This is a genomic window from Achromobacter sp. 1011811831 (assembly GCF_059760905.1).
On the sequence record NZ_JCBANG010000016.1, the window covers coordinates 67,717 to 92,727 of the forward strand.

20 protein-coding genes are annotated in these 25,011 nt (G+C 68.1%); 3 read left to right on the top strand and 17 right to left on the bottom strand.

Going from position 1 to position 25,011, the window contains the following annotated elements:
• Positions 1-171: 171 nt before the first annotated feature.
• The 7 genes from AC6LJ9_RS09050 to AC6LJ9_RS09080 form a co-directional block, all read right to left on the bottom strand.
• Positions 172-2,067, bottom strand: a complete 1,896-nt coding sequence (locus tag AC6LJ9_RS09050) for an LTA synthase family protein (RefSeq protein WP_498147301.1) — start codon at positions 2,065-2,067, stop codon at positions 172-174.
• Positions 2,068-2,230: 163 nt separating this feature from the next.
• Positions 2,231-2,959, bottom strand: coding sequence for a FadR/GntR family transcriptional regulator (locus AC6LJ9_RS09055; protein ID WP_498147302.1), 729 nt, complete (start codon positions 2,957-2,959; stop codon positions 2,231-2,233).
• A gap of 90 nt (positions 2,960-3,049) precedes the next feature.
• Entirely contained in the window at positions 3,050-3,838 is a 789-nt protein-coding gene (locus AC6LJ9_RS09060; protein ID WP_498147303.1) for a phosphatase PAP2 family protein, read from the bottom strand.
• 79 nt (positions 3,839-3,917) lie between these two features.
• A complete protein-coding gene (locus tag AC6LJ9_RS09065; protein ID WP_498147304.1) occupies positions 3,918-5,243 on the bottom strand; it encodes a sensor histidine kinase in 1,326 nt (441 codons plus the stop codon).
• A 61-nt stretch (positions 5,244-5,304) separates the two neighbouring features.
• On the bottom strand, positions 5,305-6,018 hold the full coding sequence (locus tag AC6LJ9_RS09070; protein ID WP_498147305.1) for a response regulator transcription factor: 714 nt from the start codon (positions 6,016-6,018) through the stop codon (positions 5,305-5,307).
• Between the two features lie 68 nt (positions 6,019-6,086).
• Positions 6,087-7,502 (bottom strand): FAD-binding oxidoreductase, encoded by a 1,416-nt coding sequence (locus AC6LJ9_RS09075; protein ID WP_498147306.1) that lies wholly within the window; start codon positions 7,500-7,502, stop codon positions 6,087-6,089.
• Between the two features lie 86 nt (positions 7,503-7,588).
• Complete coding sequence (locus AC6LJ9_RS09080) at positions 7,589-8,218, bottom strand: BPTD_3102 family carboxylase-like protein (protein ID WP_212314996.1); 630 nt, start codon at positions 8,216-8,218, stop codon at positions 7,589-7,591.
• A 287-nt stretch (positions 8,219-8,505) separates the two neighbouring features.
• Between AC6LJ9_RS09080 and AC6LJ9_RS09085 the strand changes: the two genes are divergently transcribed.
• Positions 8,506-9,897, top strand: coding sequence for a phosphomannomutase/phosphoglucomutase (locus AC6LJ9_RS09085; RefSeq protein ID WP_212314995.1), 1,392 nt, complete (start codon positions 8,506-8,508; stop codon positions 9,895-9,897).
• 10 nt (positions 9,898-9,907) lie between these two features.
• On the top strand, positions 9,908-11,467 hold the full coding sequence (pgi, locus tag AC6LJ9_RS09090) for a glucose-6-phosphate isomerase (protein ID WP_498147307.1): 1,560 nt from the start codon (positions 9,908-9,910) through the stop codon (positions 11,465-11,467).
• A 45-nt stretch (positions 11,468-11,512) separates the two neighbouring features.
• Here the strand turns inward: pgi and AC6LJ9_RS09095 are convergent, their stop codons facing one another.
• The 10 genes from AC6LJ9_RS09095 to coq7 all read right to left on the bottom strand — a co-directional run bounded on the left by AC6LJ9_RS09095 (position 11,513) and on the right by coq7 (position 24,375).
• Positions 11,513-12,646 (bottom strand): glycosyltransferase family 4 protein, encoded by a 1,134-nt coding sequence (locus AC6LJ9_RS09095; protein WP_498147308.1) that lies wholly within the window; start codon positions 12,644-12,646, stop codon positions 11,513-11,515.
• Complete coding sequence (locus AC6LJ9_RS09100) at positions 12,643-13,800, bottom strand: glycosyltransferase family 4 protein (RefSeq protein WP_212314989.1); 1,158 nt, start codon at positions 13,798-13,800, stop codon at positions 12,643-12,645. The genes AC6LJ9_RS09095 and AC6LJ9_RS09100 overlap by 4 nt, the downstream gene beginning before the upstream one ends.
• On the bottom strand, positions 13,797-14,912 hold the full coding sequence (locus tag AC6LJ9_RS09105) for a glycosyltransferase family 4 protein (RefSeq protein WP_498147309.1): 1,116 nt from the start codon (positions 14,910-14,912) through the stop codon (positions 13,797-13,799). Before AC6LJ9_RS09105 ends, AC6LJ9_RS09100 begins: the two co-directional genes overlap by 4 nt.
• A gap of 5 nt (positions 14,913-14,917) precedes the next feature.
• On the bottom strand, positions 14,918-16,831 hold the full coding sequence (gene asnB / locus AC6LJ9_RS09110) for an asparagine synthase (glutamine-hydrolyzing) (RefSeq protein WP_103271094.1): 1,914 nt from the start codon (positions 16,829-16,831) through the stop codon (positions 14,918-14,920).
• Positions 16,832-16,878: 47 nt separating this feature from the next.
• Positions 16,879-18,024: a glycosyltransferase family 4 protein gene (locus AC6LJ9_RS09115; RefSeq protein WP_392410047.1), complete on the bottom strand. Its 1,146-nt coding sequence runs from the start codon at positions 18,022-18,024 to the stop codon at positions 16,879-16,881.
• On the bottom strand, positions 18,025-19,374 hold the full coding sequence (murJ, locus tag AC6LJ9_RS09120; protein WP_498147310.1) for a murein biosynthesis integral membrane protein MurJ: 1,350 nt from the start codon (positions 19,372-19,374) through the stop codon (positions 18,025-18,027).
• A gap of 1 nt (position 19,375) precedes the next feature.
• The gene (locus AC6LJ9_RS09125; protein WP_498147311.1) at positions 19,376-20,401 is read right to left on the bottom strand and encodes an SDR family oxidoreductase; all 1,026 of its coding nucleotides are present in this window, start codon (positions 20,399-20,401) and stop codon (positions 19,376-19,378) included.
• 14 nt (positions 20,402-20,415) lie between these two features.
• Positions 20,416-21,693 carry a Vi polysaccharide biosynthesis UDP-N-acetylglucosamine C-6 dehydrogenase TviB gene (gene tviB, locus AC6LJ9_RS09130; protein ID WP_498147312.1) on the bottom strand — a complete coding sequence of 426 codons (1,278 nt, stop codon included), beginning with the start codon at positions 21,691-21,693 and terminating at the stop codon, positions 20,416-20,418.
• 107 nt (positions 21,694-21,800) lie between these two features.
• Complete coding sequence (locus AC6LJ9_RS09135; protein ID WP_103271099.1) at positions 21,801-22,904, bottom strand: MraY family glycosyltransferase; 1,104 nt, start codon at positions 22,902-22,904, stop codon at positions 21,801-21,803.
• Positions 22,905-23,709: 805 nt separating this feature from the next.
• The gene (gene coq7 / locus AC6LJ9_RS09140) at positions 23,710-24,375 is read right to left on the bottom strand and encodes a 2-polyprenyl-3-methyl-6-methoxy-1,4-benzoquinone monooxygenase (protein WP_498147313.1); all 666 of its coding nucleotides are present in this window, start codon (positions 24,373-24,375) and stop codon (positions 23,710-23,712) included.
• Positions 24,376-24,495: 120 nt separating this feature from the next.
• Between coq7 and AC6LJ9_RS09145 the strand changes: the two genes are divergently transcribed.
• A complete protein-coding gene (locus tag AC6LJ9_RS09145; protein ID WP_103271101.1) occupies positions 24,496-24,936 on the top strand; it encodes an OsmC family protein in 441 nt (146 codons plus the stop codon).
• Positions 24,937-25,011 lie beyond the last annotated feature (75 nt).

Consider the following 25,011-nt stretch of genomic DNA (forward strand, 5'->3'; position numbering starts at 1 on the left):
GCGCGGCCGGCCTGGATGCGGATGCCTCGGAGGCTTCAGGTGCATCCGCGGCGCGGGCGTGCACCGGATCGGGAAGAGGATCAGGAAAAGTCATGAGCGCCAGTGTGCGAGGGCGCGCCCGCGGCCGGCTTGCGCAGGATCAAGCCGGTCTCAGGCGCCATCTGGGGGAAATCAAGGCAGACGGTATTTTTCCTCTCGGTAGACCCAGCTGGCCCACAGCGCGTGCGCCAGCGCCTCCTTGGACAGGGCCTCATCCGCCGGTTCCACCGGTTCATAGGCCTCGTCCTGTCCGACCGGGGCGGCGCGATACCTGAATTCGCGCGGCGCCTTGGCCGGCTCCAGCACCAGCAGCTTGTCGCCCTGCAGGTAGCCGAAGTTGTCAGCGTACTGCATCAGCGCGCGGTTCGGATCGCGCTGCGTCAGGTCGGCGCCCAGCATGGGGTTGACGTTGTCCAGGCCGATCAACGACAGCAGCGTGGGCCCCATGTCGATCTGGCTGACCAGCCGCTCGTCCTGGCGCGGCGCGATGCCGGCGCCCAGGATCAGCGCGGGGATCTGGAAATGCCGCACCGGCACGGGAATGGAACCGTAGACGCGCGAATCATGGTCGGCGATCACCAGGAACACGGTGTTGTTCCAGTACGGCGCCTGGCGCGCCTTGTCGAAGAACTGCCCCAGCGCCCAGTCGGCATAGCGCACGGTGTTGTCCACGCTGGCGGGATCGCCCACCGGCTGGATGCGGCCGGCGGGGTATTCCCAGGGCGAATGGTTGCTGACCGAGAAGGCCAGCGTGAACACCGGCTTGTCGCCGTCCGCGCGCAACAACCGGTCGACCTGGTTGAACATGTCCTCGTCGGACGCGCCCCAGGATCCCTCGAACACCGGATTCACGAACTTGGGACGGTCCACCACCTCGTTGAAACCATTGCCCAGGAAGAAGGCGCGCATATTGTCGAAGTGCGCCTCGCCGCCGTACACGAAGCGCGACTGGTAGCCATGCTTGCCCAGCACCTGCGCCAGCGTGAAGAAGCCGGTCTGCGAGCGCGGCAGCTTCACCACCGCGTCGGCCACGCTGGGCAGGAAGCCCGCCGTCACGGCCTCGATGCCGCGCACCGAGCGCGTGCCGGTGGCGTAGGCGCGGTGGAACATCCAGCCCTCCTTGCCCAGCCGGTCGATGTTGGGCGTGAGATCGCGCCCGCCCAGGCTGCCCACATACTGCGCGCCCAGGCTTTCCTGCAGGATGATGACCAGGTTCAGCGGCTTGTCGCGGCGCACGCTGGCCTTCTGCTCGTGCAGGCTGGGATAGCGCGGATCCAGCGGCGGGCCGTCCATGCCGGCCTTGGCGCGCACGATGGCGTTCATCTCGTCCACCGCCATCTTCGGATACATGGCCGCCGACGAGCGCTCGTCGCGCATGCGGTAGGCGGCGTCGAACACGCTGTAGAGCGAATTGAGCGCCAGCGCGTTCATCAGCGAATCGGAGCTGTACGCCACCTTGGCCGGGTTGATGGGGCGATGCTCCAGCGTGCCGCGCGCGCCCAGCACCACCAGCGCCAGAATCAGCAGCGACGCCAGCGGCCGCTTCCACCAGGACATGAACGGATCGCGCACGCGCGTCGGGAACAGCCTGACCGACAGCCAGGCCGCCACCAGCAGCACGACCAGCGCGGCCAGCAGCACGCCCTTGTAGCCCTGCCACAGCATGGCCCCGACTTCCTTCGGGTTCAGCAGATAGATGAAGTACAGGCGGTTCGGGCGCGTGTCGTATTCGGCGATGAACTGCGGCGTGGACACTTCCAGCAGCACGTACAGCATCCACCAGACGCGGAACCACCAGGCGGTCGCGCGCGCGGCCCAGGCGCGGTGGCCGAACCACGGCGAGAACACCGCGGGCAGCGCGATCACCATGGACAGCAGGCACACATCGATGCGCAGGCCGCCGATCAGTAGCGGACCCAGGCCGCCGGCGGCCTGCACGCGGTCCCACTGCCAGAAGGCCAGGCCCAGGCGGCTGAGCGTCAGCAGCGCCAGCACCGCCAGGATGAATCTCAGGGTCAGGCGGCGCATCGCACGGCCCTCCGGGTCGCGATCGAGGTCCGCGCGGAACCGTCCGCGCCGCTGTATCTGATAGGCAAAGCCATGCCGTCCCGCCGTAGGGAATTGAAAACGGGCCAAGCGTAACGCAATCCGGCTTCAGCCGTTGGCGAGCGCGGCATGGTCGAAGACCTTTCTATTGCGCGCGGCGCAGGCGCTCCCGGCTGTTGCCGAGGTGCGTGCGCATGGCGGCCCGGGCGGCTTCGGCGTCCTGATGCAGGATCGCGCCGTAGATTTCCTCGTGTTCCCGCTGCACGCGCGCCAGGTAGACGGACCGGTCTTCCTGAGCGAACCGGGCGGAATTGATGCGGGTGCGCGGAATGATGGCCGAACCCAGATGGGACATGAGGTCAGCGAAATAGCGGTTCTCGGTGGCCTGGGCGATCAGCAGGTGGAACTGAAAATCGGGCGTGATGGTGTCGCCGTCGCCGTCCAGCGCCCGCTGGAATGCGTCCAGCGCCTGCCGCATGGCATCGAGCTGCGCCTGGCTGCGCCGCGCCGCGGCCAGGCCGGCGGCCTCGCTTTCCAGGCAGATGCGCAGTTCCAGCAGCACCATCACATCGCGCGACGTGGCGATGTCGGCCGGATCGATGCGGAAATCATCGCCGCCGCTCGGCTCCAGCGCGTAGGTGCCCACGCCGTGATGGGTTTCGACCAGGCCCGAGGCCTGCAGGCGCGACAGCGCTTCGCGCACCACGGTGCGGCTGACGCCGAATTGCCGCATCAGCTCGGATTCGGTGGGCAGTTTCTCGCCGGGCCGGATCTGGCCGCCACGGATGCGTTCGGAAAAGCTCTCGACCAGGCCCTGGGCCAGGTTGCGTGGACGACGCGGCAGCGGTGCGGGGATATCGGCGGGTGCATTCATCCGGAGGAGTCTGCCTGCGGTGGCTCGCGATGAGAAGTCCCGGCGATTATACGGTGCCGGAAATCATGCGATGACGATCAGGCCGACCGCCTAGGTGCCCGCTTTTTCGCGCCGGTCGGCCACCATGCCGGCATACCGCCGGCCCTGCCCCGAGGCCCCCGCCAGACGGCCGCGCCCGGCGATCAGCGGATAGAACACCACCGCCCCCAGGAACCACAGCAGGGCCGCCGACCACACGGTCTGGCTCAGGAAGTGCGCGCCTTGCAGTACGCGGACTGCGGAAAACCCCAGGCCCGCGCCCAGGCCCAGGGCCAGCCCGCCCCAACGCCAGGCCGGCCGCCCCAGCGCCCAGCCGGCGAAATACAGGCTCAGCATGGCATAGCCCGCGCCGGCATGCCCGCTGGGCAGCGCGCCGCCCGCCCGGGCTCGCACCCAGGTCCACCAGTGCAGCGGATAAGGCGTATAGCCGCCCAGCGTCTCCAGGTCGTAGGGACGCGGCAGCGTCGTGTAATGCTTGAGCTGGCTCACCGCCAGCTGGCCCAGCAGGCAGGTCGCCGCCACGGCCAGGGCGACCCCGCGCGCCGGCTTCCAGGCCGGCACCCTGGAGGCGACCAGCGCCACGCCCACCGCGGCCAGGCCCACGCCGATGGGCAGGGCCAGCACCATGCGGTGACCGATAAGCTCCAGCCAGCGCGAGGTATGCAGGGGGAAATCGTCGATCGCCGGGTCGAACAGGGTCCGGGCGATCGTCATGTCCAGCCCGGACGCATTGATCCACCACGCCAGGCAGGCCAGCAGCAGCGGCACGCCCAGCACATGCGTCAACAAATAGGCCGTTCTGGACGGCCCGCGCGGTCCGGGCGTGGGTAGAGTCGGCATGACGGGAGTGCGGATAGACGCAAATGGAATTAACCGTGCAGTGTAGGCAGGCCGCAGTCGAAGAATCGTGAAATTCGCATCACGCCCGTGCCGGTTCGTCCTTGAAACGCAGCAGGAAGCAGGTGCCGCGCTCCGGCCCCGTCCTGGACGATTCCACCGCCAGCGTCCAGCCCTGCATGTCGCAGACACGCTTGGCGATCGCCAGGCCCAGTCCATGGGCGGTTTCATCCCGCCCCTGGCCGCCGGCGTCCCGCAGCCGCCCGCTGAAATAGCGACGGAAGAGAAAAGGCAGGTCGTCCGCGTCGATGCCCTTGCCGTCGTCACGCAGCGCCAGCGCGCCATCCCCGGTCAGGCTGGCCGTCAACGTGGCCGGCGCGGCATGTTCGATGGCATTGCGCACCAGGTTGCGCAGCACGGTCAGCAGGGCATAGCGGTCCAGGATCAATACCTGCCCTTCGGGGATCCGGTTGTCCAGCCACAGGTCCGCCAAATCGGCCTGCGCCTCGTGGCCGCGCCAGGCATCGGCCATGCACTGCGCCAGATCCACGGGTTCGGGCGGCCGCAGCTGGTCGCGCGCCATGGCGCGGGCGCTTTCCAGGCAGACGACCACATCGTCGACGTTGTCCACGATGCGCGCCAGGCGCTGCCGCTGGTCGGGCGTCAGGACTTGCGTCAGCAACATCAGTTCGCTGTCGGAACGGATGGCGGCCAGGGGCGTGCGGACTTCGTGGCTCAGGTTGCCGGCGAACTCGCGCTCGCGCGCGATCGACCGGTCCACCTGGTTCTGCATGCGGTTGAACGCTTCGATCAGCCTGCCCGCCTCGTCGTCACGCGTCACGGCCAGGTCCGGAGATCCGGGCGCCCAGGTCGACAGCCGGTCGGTCAGGTCGAGCAGCGGCCCGGCCGCGACAGCGGCCACCCGCCGCGACAGCGCATAGGCGCCGACCACGCAGATCGCCCCCACGCCCAGCACGATCAGGCCGAAATCATGCACCCGCTCCTCGTTTTCGGTCGCATCGTAGAGCAGGTAGACCTTGCCGCCACCGGTGTCTGCCACCATCACATGCCAGGTATAGGGCCCTGGCTCGATCAGGTGCATGCCATTTTCCAGGCCCACGAGTTCCTTGGGAATGCCAACCGGCGCCTGGCCGTCCGATTGCAGCCAGGCGCGCATGGAGCCGCCCAGCACGCGCGGTCCGCGCCGTGGCAGGAATTCGTCGCTGACGCGCGCATGCTGCACCAGCCGGTCCATCTCGGTATTGAGGATGTCGTTGACCAGATCGTCTTCCATCTGGTCGAACGTCAGGTAGGCCAGCAAGGCCAGGGCCGCCACGAACAGCGCGACCGTGCCGGTCAGGGCCCACACCACGCGCTGGGTCAGCGTGCCGCTGCCGCCCCGGCTCATCGCCGCTCCTCCGGCAACGGCCGCCCGGCGATCGGCGCCCGGCCTTGGCCGCCCACGGCGTTCACGCGTCTTCTCCCGGCAGAACCAGGCGCCAGCCCGTTCCGTGCATGGTCTGGATGCCGTCGAAGCCCGCATCCGCCAGGGCGCGGCGCAGCAGATGGACCTGGCTGCGCAGGGCATCCGCGGACGGCGGCTCGCCGCCCCACAGCGCGGATTCCAGTTCCTCGCGCGAGACGACGCGGCCCGGATCACGCAACAGCACTTCCATGATGACGGCCGCCTTGCGGGTCAGGTGCACCGGCACGCCGCCGACGGACACTTCGCGGCTGCGCGTGTCGTATCGCAATGTCCCGAACTCCCGCAGCGTGTTCACGGTGTTGCCCCGGGCGCGCTGAATCAGCGCCAGCAGGCGCGCCTCGACCTCGAGCAGCGCGAAGGGCTTGGTCAGGAAGTCGTCGGCGCCGTGCGAAAAACCGGCCAGCTTATCCTCCAGGCTGTCGCGCGCCGTCAGCACCAGCACCGGCACGGCCTGGCGCAGTTCGGTCCGCAGGGTGTGCAGCACCGCGTTGCCGTCCATGCCGGGCAGGCCGATGTCCAGGATGACCGCGTCGAAGCGCTGCTCGCCCAGGCGCTTGAGCGCGGCCGGCCCGCTGTAGGCGGCATCGGGCAAAAAGCCGCGCGCCTCCAGAAAGGTGTACAGGTTGCCTGCGATGATGCTGTCGTCCTCGACGATCAGCACCCGATGGTTCGCCCCCGCTGCGGGACCTGCCGCCATGCCGTCCTCCTGGTCAATTCCGCCGGAACATCCGGCCTTGGAGTTTGTATTTGCCCGACCGTCCGGCCCTAGTCCTGCAGGACCTTGCCCGGGTTCATCAGGCCTTGCGGATCCAGGGCGCGCTTGATGCGGCGCATCAGCCCGAGTTCGACCGCGCTCTTGTAGCGCGGCAGTTCGTCGCGCTTGAGCTGTCCCACCCCATGCTCGGCGCTGATGGAGCCCGCGTGCGCTTGGACGCTGTCATGCACCACGCCATAGATCTCGCCCTGCAGCGCCAGCAGCTCGGCCTCGGTCTGCCCGGCCGCATTGGCCACGTTGTAATGCAGATTGCCGTCGCCCAGATGGCCGAAGATCACGTGCCTCACCCCGGGAAAGCGCGCCTGCAGCAGCGCGTTGGTCTTGTCCACAAAGCCGGCGATGGCGGAAATCGGGATCGAGACATCGTGCTTGACGGATTTACCCAGCTCGGCCTCGGCCAGCGGGATGCTCTCGCGCAGATGCCAGAGCGCCTTGCTCTGGGCCACGTTGGCGGCGATGGCCGCGTCGCTGACCAGTCCAGCCTCGATGGCTGCGCCCAGCACCGCTTCGAAACGCTCGCGCGCATGCTGCTCGCTTTCGCTGTCGGACAGCTCCAGCAGCGCGAACCAGGGCGCTGCGGCTGAATCCCCTTCGAAAGGCAGGCGCTGCTGCGGAAACAGGCGCACCACGGCCTGCAGGCAGGCGCCGCTCATCAGCTCGAAGCCGGTCAGCGATGCGCCGAAGCCGGCGCGGGCGCGCGACAGCAGTTCCACCGCGTCATCGATGCCGCTCAGCGTGAGCAGCGCCGTGCAGGATGCCACCGGGCGCGGATACAGCTTCAGCGTGGCGGCGGTGATGATGCCCAATGTGCCTTCGCTGCCGATATACAGGTCGCGCAGGTCGTAGCCGGTATTGTCCTTGCGCAGGCCGCGCAGGCCGTTCCAGACCTCGCCGTCGGCGGTGACGACCTCCAGCCCCAGCGCAAGATCCCGCGTATTGCCATAGCGCAGCACCTGCGTGCCGCCGGCGTTCGTGGCCAGGTTGCCGCCGATGGTACAGCTGCCCTCGGCCGCGAGACTGAGCGGAAACAGCCGGCCCGCCGCCGCCGCCGCTTCCTGCACGGCCTGCAGCACGCAACCGGCCTCGACGGTGATGGTGTCGTTGTCGGTATCCAGCGCCCGCACGCGGTTCAGCCTGGCGGTGGACAGCACGACCGCCGATCCCGATGCGTCAGGCGTGGCGCCGCCGCACAGCCCGGTGTTGCCGCCCTGGGGCACCACTGGAACGCCGTGGCGCAGGCACAGCCGGACCACGGCAGCCACCTCATCCGTGCTGCCGGGGCGTACCGCCGCCAGCGCCGCGCCACGATAGCGGCGGCGCCAGTCCTGCACATAGCCGTCGGCATCGGCGCCGGTCAGCACGTGGGAGGGTCCAAGCAGGGACTGCAGTTCGCTGAGCAGGGTCATGGGGCGCCGCGCAAGGTCGAGCGCCTGGCACGGGGTCCAGGCGCGGTTCGGAAGACATGCGGATATTGTAGGGGCGGGCTTGGCCTCTAGCCTACCGCCTGGTCCAGCCGCGTGCCGGTCAGGCCCGAGCAGAAGGCCCGCGAAGCGATGAGATTCATCAGGAACCCCCTGTCCACCGCGACAGGGCCGGGCATTTCCGACAGGGCCCGATACGCGCGCCGCAGGGCGTCTCCGCGCGTCACGCCGCACACCAGCAGGCGCGTGCACGGCGCATGGCGGTCCCCGCCGCCATCGATGCGCAGTTCGAGCGCATGCGCGGCGACAGGTTCGCAATCGGCCACCGCCGCGCCCGACAGGGGCGTGGCCTGGGCGCACAGCACCCGGAACACGCCGCTGCGGTCGTCCAGCGAAAAGGCCACGGTGCCCATGCCCTGCCAGCCACGGTCGCGCGCCACGCTGGCGGCCACCGCCCGCAGCGCGCTTTCCACCGACGCGGGCAGATGCGGCGCCGGGCATTCGGCGATCAGCACGCGCGCCTCGCGCCATACGCTGCGCTCCCAGGCGCGGCCCGTCAGGGGCTCTCCGCCCGGCGGCACCACGACATGGATGTCCAGCCGGCGCTCGCGTCCGGCCGCGGGTCCGGCGTGGTCCGTGGGCGGGCCGCGCCGATTCCTGGCGCCGCCCGAAGATATGACTGTGGAAACTTTTGCAGCCATAGGCCCCTCCCGGTCTTTCTGCTTGCATGGCAAGCGTATCACCTTCGGATGACGGGCATCGGCGCGGCGCTCTGCGGCGCAGTCCGACGGCGTCGTCGGACGAGGCCCGAAACCAGACTGATTCCACCTGCCCGGCTCGGCGTTCCAGGCCACAACCCGCCGTGCACGCGGCCTGTGCGAGAGACCGCGCCACAATTGCGCGATAATCGGTTTTTGCACACCCTATTGATTTTGCGGCCTCCAAGCCAGGGATTTCCCCTAGCCTTTTCGCCGCCAAAGGATCCCGTATGGGCGCCACCACGCCATTCCCCGCTTCGGTATTCAAGGCCTACGACATCCGCGGCACCGTGCCCGACCTGATCGACGCCGGCTTCGCCCGTGCGCTGGGCGCGGCGCTGGCGGTGCGCGCCCGCGAGGCCGGCATCCAGACGCTGGTCGTGGGCCGCGACGGCCGGCTCAGCAGCGAAATGCTGTCGACGGCGCTGCAGGAGGGCATGCTGGAACAGGGCGTCGATACGCTCGATATCGGCCAGGTACCCACGCCGCTGGTGTATTTCGCGGCGCACACCATGCAGACCGGTTCCGGGGTGGCCATCACCGGCAGCCACAACCCGCCCAAATACAACGGCTTCAAGATGATGATGGGCGGCCGCGCCCTGTATGGCGAGGACGTGCAGGAACTCGCGCGCGCCATGAACGGCGGCGCGGCGCCCGTCGCCACGCATCCCGGCACGCGCCGGCAACTGGACCTGGTGCAGGCCTATATCGCGCGCGTGGCCAGCGGCGTGAAGCTCGCCCGCCCCATGAAGATCGCCATCGACTGCGGCAACGGCGTGGCCGGCGCCGTGGCGCCGCAGCTGTTCCGCGCGCTCGGCTGCGAAGTGACCGAGCTGTTCTGCGAGGTGGACGGCACCTTTCCCAACCACCATCCCGATCCCGCCGAACCCAAGAACCTGCGCGACCTGATCGACTGCGTGGCCAATACCGACTGTGAGCTGGGCCTGGCCTTCGACGGCGACGGCGACCGGCTGGGCGTGGTCACGAAATCCGGCCAGATCATCTGGCCCGACCGCCAGCTGGTGCTGTTCGCGCGCGACGTGCTGGACCGCAATCCCGGCGCCACCATCATCTACGACGTGAAATGCAGCCGGCACGTGGGCTTGTCGGTACAGGCTGCGGGCGGCCAGCCGATGATGTGGAAGACCGGCCATTCACTGGTCAAAGCCAAGCTCGCGGAAACCGGCGCGCCGCTGGCAGGCGAGATGAGCGGCCACATCTTCTTCAAGGAACGCTGGTACGGCTTCGACGACGGCCTGTACACCGGCGCCCGCCTGCTGGAAATCGTGTCGCGCCACGCCGACGCCTGCGCGCCGCTCGAAGCCCTGCCGCAAGACGTGTCCACGCCTGAACTGAAGCTGGAGATGGAGGAAGGCCAGCCCTTCGCGCTGGTACGCGCATTGCAGGACCACGGCCAGTTCCCCGGCGCGAGCCGGGTCGTCACCATCGACGGCGTGCGCGCCGAATACCCGGATGGCTTCGGGCTGGCGCGTCCGTCGAACACCACGCCGGTGGTGGTGCTGCGTTTCGAGGCGCAGAGCGCCGAGGCGCTGGCCCGCATCCAAGCCGATTTCCGACGCGAACTGGCCAAACTGGCGCCAGAAGCCGTCCTGCCATTCTAGAATCAGCCCCATGTCCCTGCCCGACAGCCCCGCCTGGAAGACCTTCGCCACAGCCGCCCGCAGCGCCTCGCGCCGCGGAGAGCGACTGCGTATCATCGATGCTCCCGGATTGCGACTGGACCTCAGCGCCCAGGCCCAATCTCCCGAGCTGGAACTGGCGGCTGCCGCCCTGCTGCAGCAGCAGGACTTCGAAGCGGCGCGCGCACGGCTGTTCGACGGGGGCAACGCCAACTGGACCGAGCGACGCCCCGCCTGGCATACGGCGCTGCGCGCCGGTGTCCCCCCCGCGATGGTCGCGCACGCCGTGCAGTCCGAACGCGAACGCGTGCGCCAATTCGTGCGCGACGCCGACGCCGCCGGCCGCTATTCCAGTGTGCTGCACCTGGGCATCGGCGGCAGCGATTGGGGGCCTCGGCTGATCACGCGCGCGCTGCGCCACAGCGGCGCGCGGCGGGAAGTACGCTTCGCCTCGAACGTGGATTCGCACTCCGTCGCCGACGCGATGAGCCGGCTGGACCCGCACGACACGCTGGTGATCGTCGCCTCCAAGTCCTTCACCACCACCGAACCGCTGGCCAATGCCGAAGTCGCCATGAACTGGCTGCGGGACGCGGGCGTGGCCGATCCCATCAAGCAGATCGTGGCCATCACCGCCAATGTCGAGGCGGCGTTGAACCTCGGTATTTCTCCCGATCACATTTTCCAGATTTGGGACTGGGTAGGCGGCCGCTATTCATTGTGGTCCGCCATCGGCCTGCCAGTGGCGCTGGCGCTGGGCAACGATACTTTCGATCAGTTGCTGGCCGGCGCCGCCGCCATGGACGAACATTTCCGCAACGCGCCCGCCGCCGAGAACGCGCCGCTGCAGCTGGCGCTCGCCGGCGTGGTGAACCGCAACGTGCTGGGCTATGACTCGCTGGTCATCTCGCCCTACGACTCGCGCCTGCATCATCTGGTGCCCTGGGCGCAGCAGCTGGAAATGGAATCGCTGGGCAAGGTCGCCACGGCCGACGGCAGTCCCGTTGGCATGCCGACGGGGCCTGCCGTCTGGGGCATGCCCGGCACGGACTGCCAGCATACGTTCTTCCAATGGCTGCACCAGGACGCCGCCGGCGCGCCGGTGGATTTCATCCTGTGCGAGCAGCCGGACCACGCCTATGCGCGCAATCACGAGCTGCTGATCGCCAACTGCCTGGCGCAGCGCTCGGCGCTGCTGCGCGGCAAGACCTTCGAGGAAGCGCTGGCCGAGACCTCGGCCAAGGAAAGCGACCCCGACCGCGCCCGCATCCTGGCGATGCACCTGGTGCATCCCGGCGGCCGGCCGTCCTCGCTGATCGTGCTGCCGCGCCTGGAAGCCTATACGCTGGGCGCGCTGCTGGCGCTCTACGAGCACAAGGTGTTCTCGCAGGGCGTGATCTGGGGCATCAACCCCTTCGACCAATGGGGCGTGGAATTCGGCAAGGCGCTGGCGCGCGGCATCATCCGCGAACTGGACGCGCCCTCGCCCCAGGCCGAGCAGCAGGACCCCTCCACCCGCTACTGGATCGACGCGATCGCGCGGCATTCCTGATCCGCCACGAGCCGCACCCGGACGCGCTACGCGCCCGGCTTGCCATCAAGCGCTCAAGGCGTCGTACAGATCGACGTGGATGCGCGCCACGCTCTCGATATTGAATTCACGCTCGGCCAGGGCCCGCCCCGCTGCGCCCATCGCGCGGCGCAGCGCCGGATCGGCTGCCAGCCGGGCGATGGCGTCAGCCAGCGCGCCCGCGTCACGCACGGGCACCAGCAGGCCGGTCTTGTCCGGCTCGATCGCATCGCGGCAGCCGGGCACGTCGGTCGTGACCACGGCCCGTCCGCAGGCCGCCGCCTCGATCAGCGACTTCGGCAGCCCCTCGCGATAGGAAGGCAGCACCGCGATATGCGAGGCGGCGTAGAGCCCCGGCACATCGCTGCGTTCGCCCAGGGCCTGCACACACCCCTCCGTCTGCCATGCCTCGACATCCTGCTGGGTCGCCGAGGCGGGATTGCCCGCGTCCACGCCGCCCACCAGGCGCATGGACACAGGCACGCCGCGCGCGCGCAGCAGCCGCGCCGCTTCCACGAATTCATTCACGCCCTTGTCGCGCAGCAGGCGTGCCACCATGGTGACGACGACGGGCGGCTCGGGCGGCTCGGGCAATGCCCGGTACTCGGCCAGATCGACCCCGGCCCCGCGGATCATCACGACCTGTTCGTCGCGCACGGCGCCCAGGGACTTCAACAGGTCCCGGTCGCTGGCATTCTGGAAAATCACCCGGCTGTTGCCGTGCCCCAGCGCGATGCGGTACAGGCGCGCCACCACGGCGCGCACGAGTCGCATCTTCAACGAGTTCGACAGGAACACGAACCCCAGGCCGGAAATCGCCGCGACCATGGCCGGCACCCGGGCGAGGCGCGCGGCGATGCCGCCATACAGCACCGGCTTGATCGTCACCAGATGCACCACCTGCGGCCGCAGACGGCGGAACAGGCGGATCAGCGCCAGCAAGGTACCCAGCTCCTGCAGCGGATGCTTGCCGCTGCGCGTCATGGGAATGGCGTGGTGCGTCATGCCCAGGGCCTGGATATCGGCCACGGCCGGCCCGTCCATGGTGGCCACGTGCACGTCATAGCCCGCGCGCTGCGCGGCCAGGGCCACGGGCAGGCGATGCGACATGAAGAAAGCCGGATTGTTGACCACGAACAGCAAGCGGCGTCCGGCGCTCATGCACGATCTCCAGAAATGCGGCGCCACACCGCGATGTATTGCTCGACCATGCGCGCCAGGCTGAAATTGGCCAACACGCGCGCCCTGCCCGCCTCGCCAGCCCGACGTCCGCCGCGCGCGGCCACCTCGCCCAGCCCGGCCTCGATGCCGCGCGCCAGGGCTTCGGGCTGCTCGGGCGGCACCACGATGCCCGTCTCACCGACGATGAAGGCGGCATCGCCCACGTCCGTCACCACGCAATAGGCGGAGCAGGCCATGGCTTCGGCCACCACGTTGGGAAAGCCTTCCGCGCAACTGGACAGCACGTGCACGTCCAGGCCGTTCATCACCGCCGGCACGTCGTCGCTGGGGCCGGCCAGCACGATGCGCTCGGCCAGGCCCAGCCGCTCGATCAACGCGGCCAGCTCGGCGTTCTCGCCGGTCATGCCGCGCCCCACCAGCACGCAGCGCAGGCCCGCGTCGCGGCCGTCGCGCACCAGCGCGGCAACCGCGCGCAGCAAGTTGGCGTGGTCCTTGAGCGGATCCCAGCGCGCCACGCAGCCGATCAGCGGCGCATCCGCCGGTACATTCCAGAGCTGCCGCATGCGCGCCCCGGCCTGCGCGTCGGGCGCGTAGCGCGACAGGTCATAGCCGTTGGAGATCACCGTCATGCGATCGCGCCGATAGCCCTTGGCGGCATGGCGCTCGGCCGCGTCCTGCGCCGCGCACACGATGGCGCGCGGCACCCGGCGCGACAGGAAGGCGCAAGCGCGCAGCACCATCCGCGCCGACCGGCTGCTGCGTTCCAGATGCGCGCCGGAATTGCGTATGCCCCAGGCGATGGCGCGCACCCCGGCCAGGCGCGCGGCCAGGCCGCCGATCAGGTCGGCGTGGTACATCCAGGTCTGCACCGCATCGGGCCGCTTGCCGGCGATCAGGCGCCGCAAGGCCAGGAACCCGCCCAGGCTGGCACGTCCGCGCGGCATGCCCAACGCGTGGACTTCGATGCCGGCGGCGCGCAGGCGCTCGCCGTAGATGCCCTCATCGGTCAGGGAGACGACGACATGCTCCACCGGCTCGCCGGCATGGGTGGCCAGACGGAACAGCACCGACTCGGCGCCGCCCTGCCCCAGGCCCGTGATCACGTGCAGCACGCGCAGCGGCCGGGCGCTCATGGCCGCACTCCCCGCACCGCGTCGAACAGAGCATCCCATTCGGACAGCACGCTGGCCAGGGCATAGCGCTGGCGCACGGCCTGCGCGCCACGCGCGCCCAGCTGCGTGCGCAGCGCCTGATCTTCCAGCAGGCGCCGCAGCGCGTCGCGCAAGGCGCCGCGCTCGCCAGCCGGCACCAGCAGCGCATCCTGGCCATCGCGCGTCATTTCGCGCGGACCGCTGGGGCAGTCGAAAGCCACGCAGGGCAGGCCCAGCGCCATCGCTTCGAGCAGCACGTTCGGAAATCCTTCCACCGCCGAACTGAGCACGAAGGCCTGCCCCTGCGCCAGGGCCTCCCAGGGCGTCTCCGTACGTCCCGGCAGGCTGATCCGCTCTTGCAACCCCAGGCGCGCGACCTGGCTTTCCAGCGCGGCGCGTTGCGGCCCCTCGCCCCAGATGCGCAGGTTCCAGTCGGGAAAGCGCGGCGCCAGTTCGGCATAGACGTCGATCAGCAGATCGAACTGCTTGTCCGGCACCAGCCGCCCCATCGCCAGCAGCTCGCGCGGACCGCCGTCGCGCTGCGCGACCAGCGGCGCGTCGAGCAGAGGCGCAGGCAAGGGATTGGGAATCACCGCCAGCCGCTTGATGCCTGGCACCTGCCTGGCGAACGGTCCGGCGGTGGCCTCGGCCTGCACGGTCACCATGTCGGCGCGCGGGTACAACAGGCGCCGCAAGCGCCGCCATACCTGTCCGGTAGTGGTGTCGACGGTGGGATTGGTGCGTTCGCAGACGATCAGCGGCGCGCGCAGCCCGCGGGTCGCCAGGATGGCGGCGACGTTGACATTGGTCAGGAAGGACACGACCACATCGGGCCGGGTATCACGCACATGCCGGCGCAGCGTCAGCAGGCGCTTGAACGCGGCGACCGCGCCCGACGCGCGCGTGCCCGCCAGGTCGGCCAGCCAGGCCAGCCGCACCTTGTCCGACAGCGGATAGAAGCAACTGCCCTTGGACGAGTACGTGGGCGTGAGCGTGATCTCGTCGCCACGCTCGGCCCAGGCATTGACCAGCGTCGCGGCGACGCGCTCGGCGCCACCCGCGTGCATGGAGCTGACCAGCATCAGTATCTTCATGGGCCTCATGCCCCTCGCGCGGCGCCGCGATAGCGGTCGAGCCAGGCCTGCATCATCAGCACGCCCCACAGATGGCTGTCCCAGTTGCGGTGGCCGGACACATGCTCGCGCCACTTGCGCAGAATCGGTTCGGGCTCGAACCAGCCTTCCTGGCGCAGCCGCGCCGGATCCAGCAGCGCCTCGGCCCAGTCGCGCAGCGGTCCGCGCAACCAGGCGGCCAGCGGCACGGCGAAACCGCGCTTGGGACGGTCCACCAGCGCTTGAGGGACATGGCGGTGCAGCACCTGGCGCAGCAGCCACTTGCCGGTGCCGCCGCGCACCTTGTACTGGTGCGGCAGGCTCCAGGCGAATTCGTAGACGCGGTGATCAATCAACGGCACGCGGGTTTCCAGACTGACCGCCATGGCCGCGCGGTCCACCTTGACCAGGATGTCGTCGGGCAGGTAGGTGACCGTGTCCAGCTTCATCATGGACTCGAAGGTCGATCCCTGCATGGCGCGCGCGAACTCGGACTCGGGCTCGACGCCGCCCTTGACCACGCGGCCCGGATCCGACCAATAGGACACGAACAGGCGGTAGAACTCGCCACGCGTATCGGCGCGCAGCAACTCGCCCAGCTTGCCGACCTTGCCGCGCCACGCGCCCTTGCCGGGCAAATGCGTGGACGCGCTCAACAAGGCGCCGGCCGGATGGCGCAGGAAAGCGGGCATGCGCTCGCATTTCTGCCACCAGTTGTTGACACGGAAATAGCGCGAATAGCCGCCGAACAGCTCGTCGCCGCCGTCGCCGGACAGCGCCACGGTCACGTGCTGGCGTGCCATCTTCGTCACCAGCGACGTCGGAATCTGCGAGGAATCGGCAAACGGTTCGTCATACATGTCCGCCAGCGTCGGCACCACCGCCAGCGCATCCTCGGCGGTGACGTACAGCTCGGTATGGTCGGTGCCCAGGTGGGTGGCGACAGCCTTGGCGTGCTGCGCCTCGTCGTAGCCCTTTTCGTGGAAGCCGATGGCGAAGGTGCGCACGGGCTGGGCGCTCTGCGCCTGCATCAGCGCGACGATGGTGGACGAATCGATGCCGCCCGACAGGAAGGCGCCCAGGCTGACATCGGACAGCATCTGCCCGCCGACAGCCTTGGAGAGCACGCCCTCCAGCGCATCGACGGCCTGCGCGTCGGACTCGAACGCCAGCAGCGAGCGCGCGGCGGTGTCGGCGGCGTCGCGCGCCGACCAGTACACGCGCGGCTCCGGCATGCGGCGGCTGCGGGTGTCGTCGGCGGTGAACTCGATCCAGGTGCCGGGCGGCAGCTTAGCGATGCCCGCGTAGATCGATTGCGGCGCCGGAATGTAGTTGTGCCGCATGTACGACGCCAGCGCGTTGCGGTTCAGCTCCTGGCCGAATCCCGGCACCGGCGTCAGCCCCTTCAGTTCCGACGCGAACACCAGGTCCGCGCCCGAATAGCCGTAGTACAGCGGCTTTTCGCCCATGCGGTCGCGCGCCAGCACCAGCTTGCGCGCGGCACGATCCCACAGCGCGATGGCGAACATGCCGACCGCCGCCTGCAGCGTGGCCTCGATGCCCAGCGCCGAAAAGCCGGCCAGCAAGGTCTCGGTGTCGGAGTGCCCGCGCCACGACGGCGCCAGCGCCGACTGCTCGAGCTGCTTGCGCATGTCCAGGTGGTTGTAGATCTCGCCGTTGAAGACCATCACGTAGCGTCCGCAGGCCGACACCATGGGCTGGTGGCCGGCTTCCGTCAGGTCCTGGATGGCCAGGCGCACGTGCGCCAGCGCCAGCTCGGCGCCAGCATCCTCCCAGAAGCCATTGCTGTCGGGTCCGCGGTGGCGGATGCGGCGGCAGCTTTCCGCCAGCACCTGCGACTTGTCCGCCAAGGGGCCCCAAATTCCGACTATTCCGCACATGATCAGGTTCTCGTGGTCACCATATCGCGACGGCGCTGCGTAGCGGCCTAACGGCCCGCCCGCGTCACGCCGTCAAAAAGTTCTTCCCAGCGGGCCAACACCCGGTTGGCCGAAAAACGGTCGCGCACATCGGTCGCGGCGGCCGCCATGCGCGCACGCATCGCGTCATCGCCCATGACCGCGTCCAGCGCCGCGCACAACGCAGGCACGTCGCCATTGGGCCGCACCAGCACGCCATCGACGCCATCGCGCACGACCTCGCGCGGCCCTGTATCGCAATCGAAACAAACGGCGGCCAGGCCGCTGGCCATGGATTCGAGCAGCGTATTCGACAAGCCCTCGAACCGCGATGTCAGGACGTAGAGATCCGCGCTCGCGTACCAATCGCCCACATTGCCGACGCGGCCGGGCATCCACACTCGGTCCTGCATCCCGGACTGGCGCAGTTGTGCTTCCAGCGCGGCGCGTTCGCCGCCCTCGCCCAGGATAACCAGATCCCAGTCGGGATGCGCGGACGCCAGCTGCTCGAAAGCCTGGATCAACAGATCAAAGCCCTTGTCCTGGTGCAGCCGCCCCACCGCCAGCAGGCGGCGGCGTCCAGGCCTGGGCTCGGGGTACTTGCGCGGCTCGGCCTGCGGCAACGGCCAATGCACCGGGTTGGGGATCACTGCCAGCCGTGAGCCGGGCACGTGCGTTTCGATCCAGGCTGCGGTGCCGCTTGTCAGCGCCACCACGCGCGCGGCCTTCGGATAGGTCCAGCGGCGCAGACGCTGCCAGAAGCCAGACATGGCCTGCGACGGCGGATGCGTGTGCTCGGTGGCGATGACGCGGCACCCGAGACCGGCGCCGGCGATCACCGACAGCACGGATGCCGTGGTCATCATGCCCAGGACGATATCGGGACGGAATTCACGTATCACGCGACGCAGCGCGCGCACGCGCCGCACATTGCTCCAGATGCCCCGCAAACCGCCGCCCTCGCCCACGGTGTTGAGCACCGCCCTGCTCACCTTGGGATCCAGCGCATAAGCGTCGTCTTCCTTGCCGGCCTGGGTCACGACCATGACGTCGCGCCCTGCCCGCGCCCAATGCGCGCTCAGGTCCACGGCCACCCGCTCGGCGCCGCCGCCGTGCAACGAATGAATGAACAGCAGCACGCGCTGCGGGCGGGAGGCGCTTTGAAGGGCGGGCATTCAGTCGGCCTTTTCGGGTTCGGCGCGGCGCAGGGCCACGGCCAGATAGCAGGCAAAGGACAGCAGGTACATCAGGCTGGTCGCCAGCATGATGCCGGCCGCGCCCATGCGAGGCGCCAGCACGGCGTTCAGCGCCGCCTTCAGCGCAAAGTTGGCGACGGCAATGCCGGACATGAGGCGATAGCGGTTCTGGCTCGCCAGCAACTGCACCAGGATCAGCACGCCAAAATAGAACGGCAGTTGCAGCAGCCCCCAGCGCAGCACCTGCGCCACGGCCTGGGTATTCTCCGCCGTAAAGGCGCCGCGCTGGAACAGCACCGAAACGCCCCAGGGCGCCAGCAGCCAGCCCAATGCCACCGCGCCGGCGCCGGCCAGCACCATCAGCAGCGACCACTTCAATGCCATGGACCGCGCACGCGCGGTATCGCCGCGACTCTGCACGTCTGCAAGCACCGGCAGCGCGGCACGACCGACCGACACCGCGCCGATGCCCAGGATCAAGGACAGCAACCGGCTGGCGTAGCCCAGCGTCGCGTTGGCGTTGGCCCCCAGATTGGCGGCGGCATACTGGTCCAGCGGGCCGACAAAGCTCATCGCCACCTGGCCGATCAGCATCACGCCGGCGGCGCCCATCAATTCCGGCCAGTGCGGCGAGCGCAAGGTAAAGCGTGGCGCCCCCCAGAATCCGGTATCGGCCCGCGCGGCCAGCCAGGCGAGCCAGACCGTCTGGATGGCGTAGCCAACGAGAGTGCCCCACAGCAGCGGGCCGACGCCATCGGCGCTGACCGCCAGCATGACCCATGCCAGCGTGGCGACGGCGGGCACGCTGTCCAGCAGCGTGTTGACGTGCCGCTCATGGGCGCGCAGGCGCGCGGCGCTGATGCCGGCCACCAGCAGCAATGCCGAGACCGGCGCGAACGCCACCAGCAGATCGCCTGTCATGGCGCGCACCTGCGGCGACAGCCCGCCACCCAGCCAATCCAGCGCATAAGGCCAGGCCAGCCAGGTCAGCAGCGCGAGCGCGATCCCGGCGGCCAGTACCCAGCCCTGCAGTTCACGGATGAAATCATCCCGCTCAGCGCGCTCTGCGCGGCGCAGGCGCACCAGCACGGGTATCAGCACCACCGACAGCACGCCCACGATGGTGACCGGCAGCCAGGTCGCCATGGTCATGGTGAACTGGTAGGCATCGACCGCGTCGCTGACGCCATAGCGGTAGGCCACCGCCATTTCCTTGATGGCGCCCGCGGCCTTGCCAAGCAGCAGGAACACCGCCACCCGGAACGCGCCTTTGAAAATACGCTGGTGGTCCGGGTGGATGTTGCCGAGTTTGCGGATGAGTGCTTTCAAATCAACGCAGGAATTGCGTGTACCAGGGCATCGCCTCGTCCAGCCCCTGCAGCACGGTGTGCGTGGGCTGATAACCGAGCAGGCGGCCGGCCTTGCTGACGTCGGCCTGCGAATGGCGCACATCGCCGGCGCGGAATTCGCCATACTTGGCCGGCTTGGCATAGGCCACGCCCTGGCGGCCCAGCGCCTGCACCAGGAAGCCGAACAGGTCGTTCAACGTGCTGCGGCCGCTGACGGCGACGTTGTACGCCTGGTTGCGCCCTTCCTGCGGCGCCATCGCGGCCAGCAGGTTGGCCTGCACGGCATTGGCGACGAAGCAGAAGTCCCGGCTGGTCTCGCCGTCGCCGTTGATGACCACTTCGTCGCCCTTGATCATGGCCGCGGTCCACTTCGGGATCACGGCGGCGTAGGCGCCGTCCGGATCCTGGCGCTTGCCGAAGACATTGAAATAACGCAGGCCGACCGTCTCGAAGCCATACGAGCGCGCGAACACGTCCGCATAGAGTTCGTTGACGTACTTGGTCACGGCGTACGGCGACAGCGGATTGCCGATGTTCTCTTCCACCTTGGGCAGCGCCGGGTGGTCGCCATAGGTGGAGCTGGATGCCGCGTACACGAACGACTTGACCTGCGCGTCGCGCGCGGCCACCAGCATGTTCAGGAAGCCGCCGACGTTCACGTCGTTGGTGGTGATGGGATCCTTCAGCGAGCGCGGCACCGAACCCAGCGCGGCTTGGTGCAGCACGAAATCGACGCCGTGCACCGCGCGCTGGCAGGCGGCCAGGTCACGGATGTCGCCCTCGATGAACGTAAAGCGCGCCCATTGTTCTGCCGACACGCTGGCGCGCACTTCGTCCAGATTGCGCTGATGACCGGTGGCGAAGTTGTCCAGGCCGGTGACGGTCTGGCCCAGCTTCAGCAGGGTTTCCAGCAAGTTGGAGCCGATGAAGCCGGCGCAGCCGGTCACCAGCCACTTGCGCGGCGCGGCCGCGAGATCCCGGGAGATGCTTTCGAATCGGGTGCTCATGCCAGGATCTCCTCTTACAGGCGCAGATCGGATTCAGCGGGCGAGAGCACGTACTTCAGGTCGTACAGGATGTGCTCGGGCTTGCCCAGCTTGCGGATCTCGGCCGCGCCCATGTCGGCGAACTGGCGATGCGCCACGGCCAGGATCACGGCGTCATACTTGCCGGCTTCCGGCTTGGCCACCGGCGTGATGCCGTATTCATGCACGGCTTCCTGCGGATCGACCCACGGGTCGTACACATCCACGTCCACGTTGTAGTCGCCCAGTTCCTTGACGATGTCGACGATGCGGGTGTTGCGCAGGTCCGGGCAGTTTTCCTTGAAGGTCAGGCCCATCACCAGCACGCGCGCGCCTTGCACATGGATGCGGCGCTTGGTCATGGACTTGACCAGCTGCGATACCACGTAGCCGCCCATGGAGTCGTTCAGGCGACGGCCCGCGAGGATGATCTCGGGGTGGTAGCCGATGGACTGCGCCTTGTGCGTCAGGTAGTAGGGATCCACGCCGATGCAGTGGCCGCCCACCAGGCCCGGACGGAACGGCAGGAAGTTCCACTTGGTGCCGGCGGCCTTGAGCACGGCCTCGGTGTCGATGCCCATCTTGTTGAAGATCAGGGCCAGTTCGTTGATCAGCGCGATGTTCACGTCGCGCTGGGTGTTCTCGATGACCTTGGCGGCCTCGGCCACGCGGATGCTGGACGCCTTGTGCGTGCCGGCGGTGATGATCTGCTTGTAGAGCTGGTCGACCAGTTCAGCCACTTCAGGGGTGGAACCGGACGTGACTTTCTTGATCGTGCTGACGCGGTGATCCTTGTCGCCCGGGTTGATGCGCTCGGGGCTGTAGCCGGCGTAGAAGTCCACGTTGAACTTCAGGCCCGATACGCGCTCCAGCACCGGCACGCAATCCTCTTCGGTAGCGCCCGGATAGACGGTGGATTCGTAGATCACGATATCGCCGCGCTTGAGCACGGCGCCGATGGTCTCGCTCGCCTTGACCAGTGGCGTCAGGTCGGGCTGCTTGTACTCGTCGATCGGCGTGGGCACGGTGACGATGAAGACATTGGCCTGGCCCAGTTCGGCGCGGTCGGCCGTGTAGCTCAGTTGCCCGGCTTCAGCCAGTTCGGTATCGCTGACTTCCAGCGTATGGTCATGGCCGGCCTTCAGGGCGTCGATGCGGCGCGCGTTGATATCGAAGCCGATGACGGAACGCTTCTTGCCGAACTCGACTGCCAGCGGCAGGCCGACATAGCCCAGGCCGACGACGGCGAGCTTCACATCCTGAATACGCAGCATAACTCTCCCTTGGCCATGAAAAGGACATGGCACTTCAAAGACGGTGAAACAATGAGTGTGTTGAGCAATCGGGTTTCCCGGACACGCGCATCCGGGACCTCAAAGCCTCAATGGGTTTTCAATACCGAAGGCAGCAGCAGCCAGCCCGGCCTGCGCCAGGACACCAGCCGCGCATACAGCCAGATGTAGACGCCGGCGAATACCAGCAGGCTCGCGCCCAGCGCCCAGGCGTTGTCCCACCAGATGGTGGCGGGCACCAGACCGATCAAGGCCAGCACCCACATGTAGGGCGAAGCGAGCGCATTGCACAGCGCCGGCACCGCATGACGGCGACCGCGGCTGAAGGTCACGCGCACCAGGCGGCGGAACACCAGCTGGTGCAGGTGCAGCGCGTCGGGCTGGTCCACCGGCACGCCGCGCTTGAAGCGGCGGCGCCAGATCGAGAAACCGGTTTCAAAGACGGGGTAGAACAGCACCGCCAGGGCATAGAACGGCGACACCGATGGATTGCGCACCACCAGCAGCACCGCCAGCTCGGCCAGCATGAAGCCCAGGAAGTACGCGCCGCCGTCGCCCAGGAAGACCCGGCCGAACGGAAAGTTCCAGACCAGGAAGCCCAGCGTGGCCGACGCCAGCGCGGCGGCGATCATGAAGATCGGCATGTCGCCCACCTGCAAGGCCACCAGGCTGATGGACACCGCCATCAGGGTGGCGACCATGCCGGCCAGACCGTTCATGCCGTCGACGATGTTCAGCGCATGGGTACAGCCGCCCACGGCGAACATGGTGAAGACCAGGGATACCGGCCAGAACGACAGCACATAGTCGACCGGCGCCATGCCGACGCGGCTCACGCCGCCCAGCAGCCACCAGGCGATGGCGGCGGAACCGAACGCCGCCAGCAGGCGCTTGCTGGCGCCGATGTCTTTGGTGATGTCTTCGAGCAGGCCCGCGACGAACACGGGCAGCGCGGCCACGAACAGCGCCGGCCACAGCCAGGTCAGCGTCATGTTGCTCGGGCCCAGCACCAGCAGGCCCGCCAGCGTGCCGGCCAGCACCGCCAGCCCGCCCACGCGCGGCGTGGCGCGGGAATGGTTCGCTTGCGGCTTGTTGAGATCGCTGTCGCCGGTGAATGCGCCATGCCAGCGCTCCGACACCACGATGAGTCCCCCCACCATGAACGCGACCACGCAGATGTACAGCCAGGTCACAGAGTCACCTCAGGTTGGTCTATCGAGACAAGCCCGCCATTATCCGGGGCAGGTGTAACGCTCATATATGGCAGCAATAAGGAAGTGCAAATCACCGGGACAGAACGTAACACCCGGCGCCGGGCCACCCATCCGCGTCCGATCCGATCGACAGGGCGGTCGGATACGGTGAAACCGCGGCATTGCGGCGACACAATCATCATCGGGTAATTGTAGAGCTTTCCGCCCCGGCGCATGCGAAATCTCCAAGGGAAAACGCGAATATCGATCAGGGGCTGCGACCTGACGTTTTGCTGTCGGGCCGAGCCTCATCCATAAAATTAGGGACAAATCTCGCAGAAATAAAAAAAAGCCCGAGATCGTGAGATCTCGGGCTAAATCCACCAAAGGAGGAGGGTGGAGGAGACAACCGTGGCATGTTGGGAGCGGCTTTCGCTCGACTTGGCATCCGGGGTTTGCACCGCGCCGTCTGCGTTTCAACATCCGATGAGATGCATAGTACCGATCTTTTTTGTGCGATGCAAGAATTATTTTTAAACCTGGAATGGCGAGCGTCGGGCGTTGTGAATTAGCAGCAAGGTTCGGCCTGGTGCTGCGCAAACCCGCATGAATCAACGATCTACCCAAACGCCGGGTTTTTGCTTAACGGGTTAACCCCTTTCGGGCATACCCTGGTGCATTTCGGGTAATCCCCGATCGAATTTTGCACCAAACCGGTGCTCAGGCACCATTGTGCGGCATTTTTTGCGCACTGCAACAAACACCGTTCGGATTGCCGTCGCGCACGGCGGCAATCCGATACCGCTCAGATCCAGTACGCCGTCGTGGTCATGATCTTGGACATGGCGCGCATGGCGCCGCGCACGGGCGCGGGCAGAGGCACGCCGCCCGCGGCTTCCGCGCTGGCGCGGTGATGTGCCTCGTCTTCCTTCATCTTGCGCACGATCTGGCGCGAGCGCTCGTCCTGCGGCGGCAAGGTCTGCAGGTGGCCATCCAGGTGGGCTTCGACCTGCCGCTCGGTTTCGGCCATGAAACCCAGGTTGCGCGGCACCCCGGCATAGCTGGCCACCACGCCCAGGGCGTAGGAGCCTGCATACCAGACGGGATTCAACAGACTGGGCCGGCTGCCCAGTTCCGTCAGGCGCTGATTGCACCAGACCAGATGATCGACCTCTTCGGCCTCGGCTTCCAGCAACAGGGCACGGGCGGCGGGTTCGCGGCAGACCGACGCCTGGCCGCGATATAACGCCTGGGCGCAGACCTCACCCACGTGGTTCACCCGCATCAGCCCCGCCGCGTGGCGTTTTTCCTTGTCGGAAAGCGCGGTGGGCAGTTCTTCGGCGCTGGCCGGGTTCGGCCGGCCGGCGGTGGCGTTGCCCGACAGCACCCGCAGCGCGCGGTCCGCCTCGGCCAGCAGCGCGTCCAGCGGGCCGGAACGACGCGAAAACGACGGGAAGGTGGCAGCGGGCATGAGCAACTCCTGGAAATCTGGTCGAACGCCCCTGACGCGGAGCGGGACTCTCGTGCTGGGGATTGTACGCAACGGGTATCATCAGCCATTGACTGCGCTCAAGCTCAAGGACACACGCACATGGAATGCACGATCGACTGGGGCGGCCCCTCGGGCATGCTCTTCACCGCCAGCACCGGCAGCGGCCACGTGGCCGTGATGGACGGCGCCGTGGACGGCGGCGGCCACAACCTGGCGCCCCGCCCCATGGAAATGCTGCTGGCCGGCACGGGCGGCTGCACCGCCTACGACGTGGTCCTGATCCTCAAGCGCGGCCGGCACGCGGTGAGCGGCTGCAGCGTCAAGCTCCAGGCCGAACGCGCCGACGCCGACCCCAAGGTCTTCACCCGCATCCACTTCGCTTTCACCGTGACCGGCCGCGACCTGCCCCGCGCCGCGGTCGAGCGCGCGGTGCAGCTATCGCACGAGAAATACTGCTCGGCCTCGGCCATGCTGGAAAAGACCGCAGAGCTGACCTTCTCGGTCGACATCGTCGACACCCGGGAAGCCGCGGCCGCCTGAGGCCCGCCGCGGCCCTGCCCGCCGGCATGGTGTAATTCAGCCTCCGCACCGTTTATTTTTACCGTCCCGCCGCGA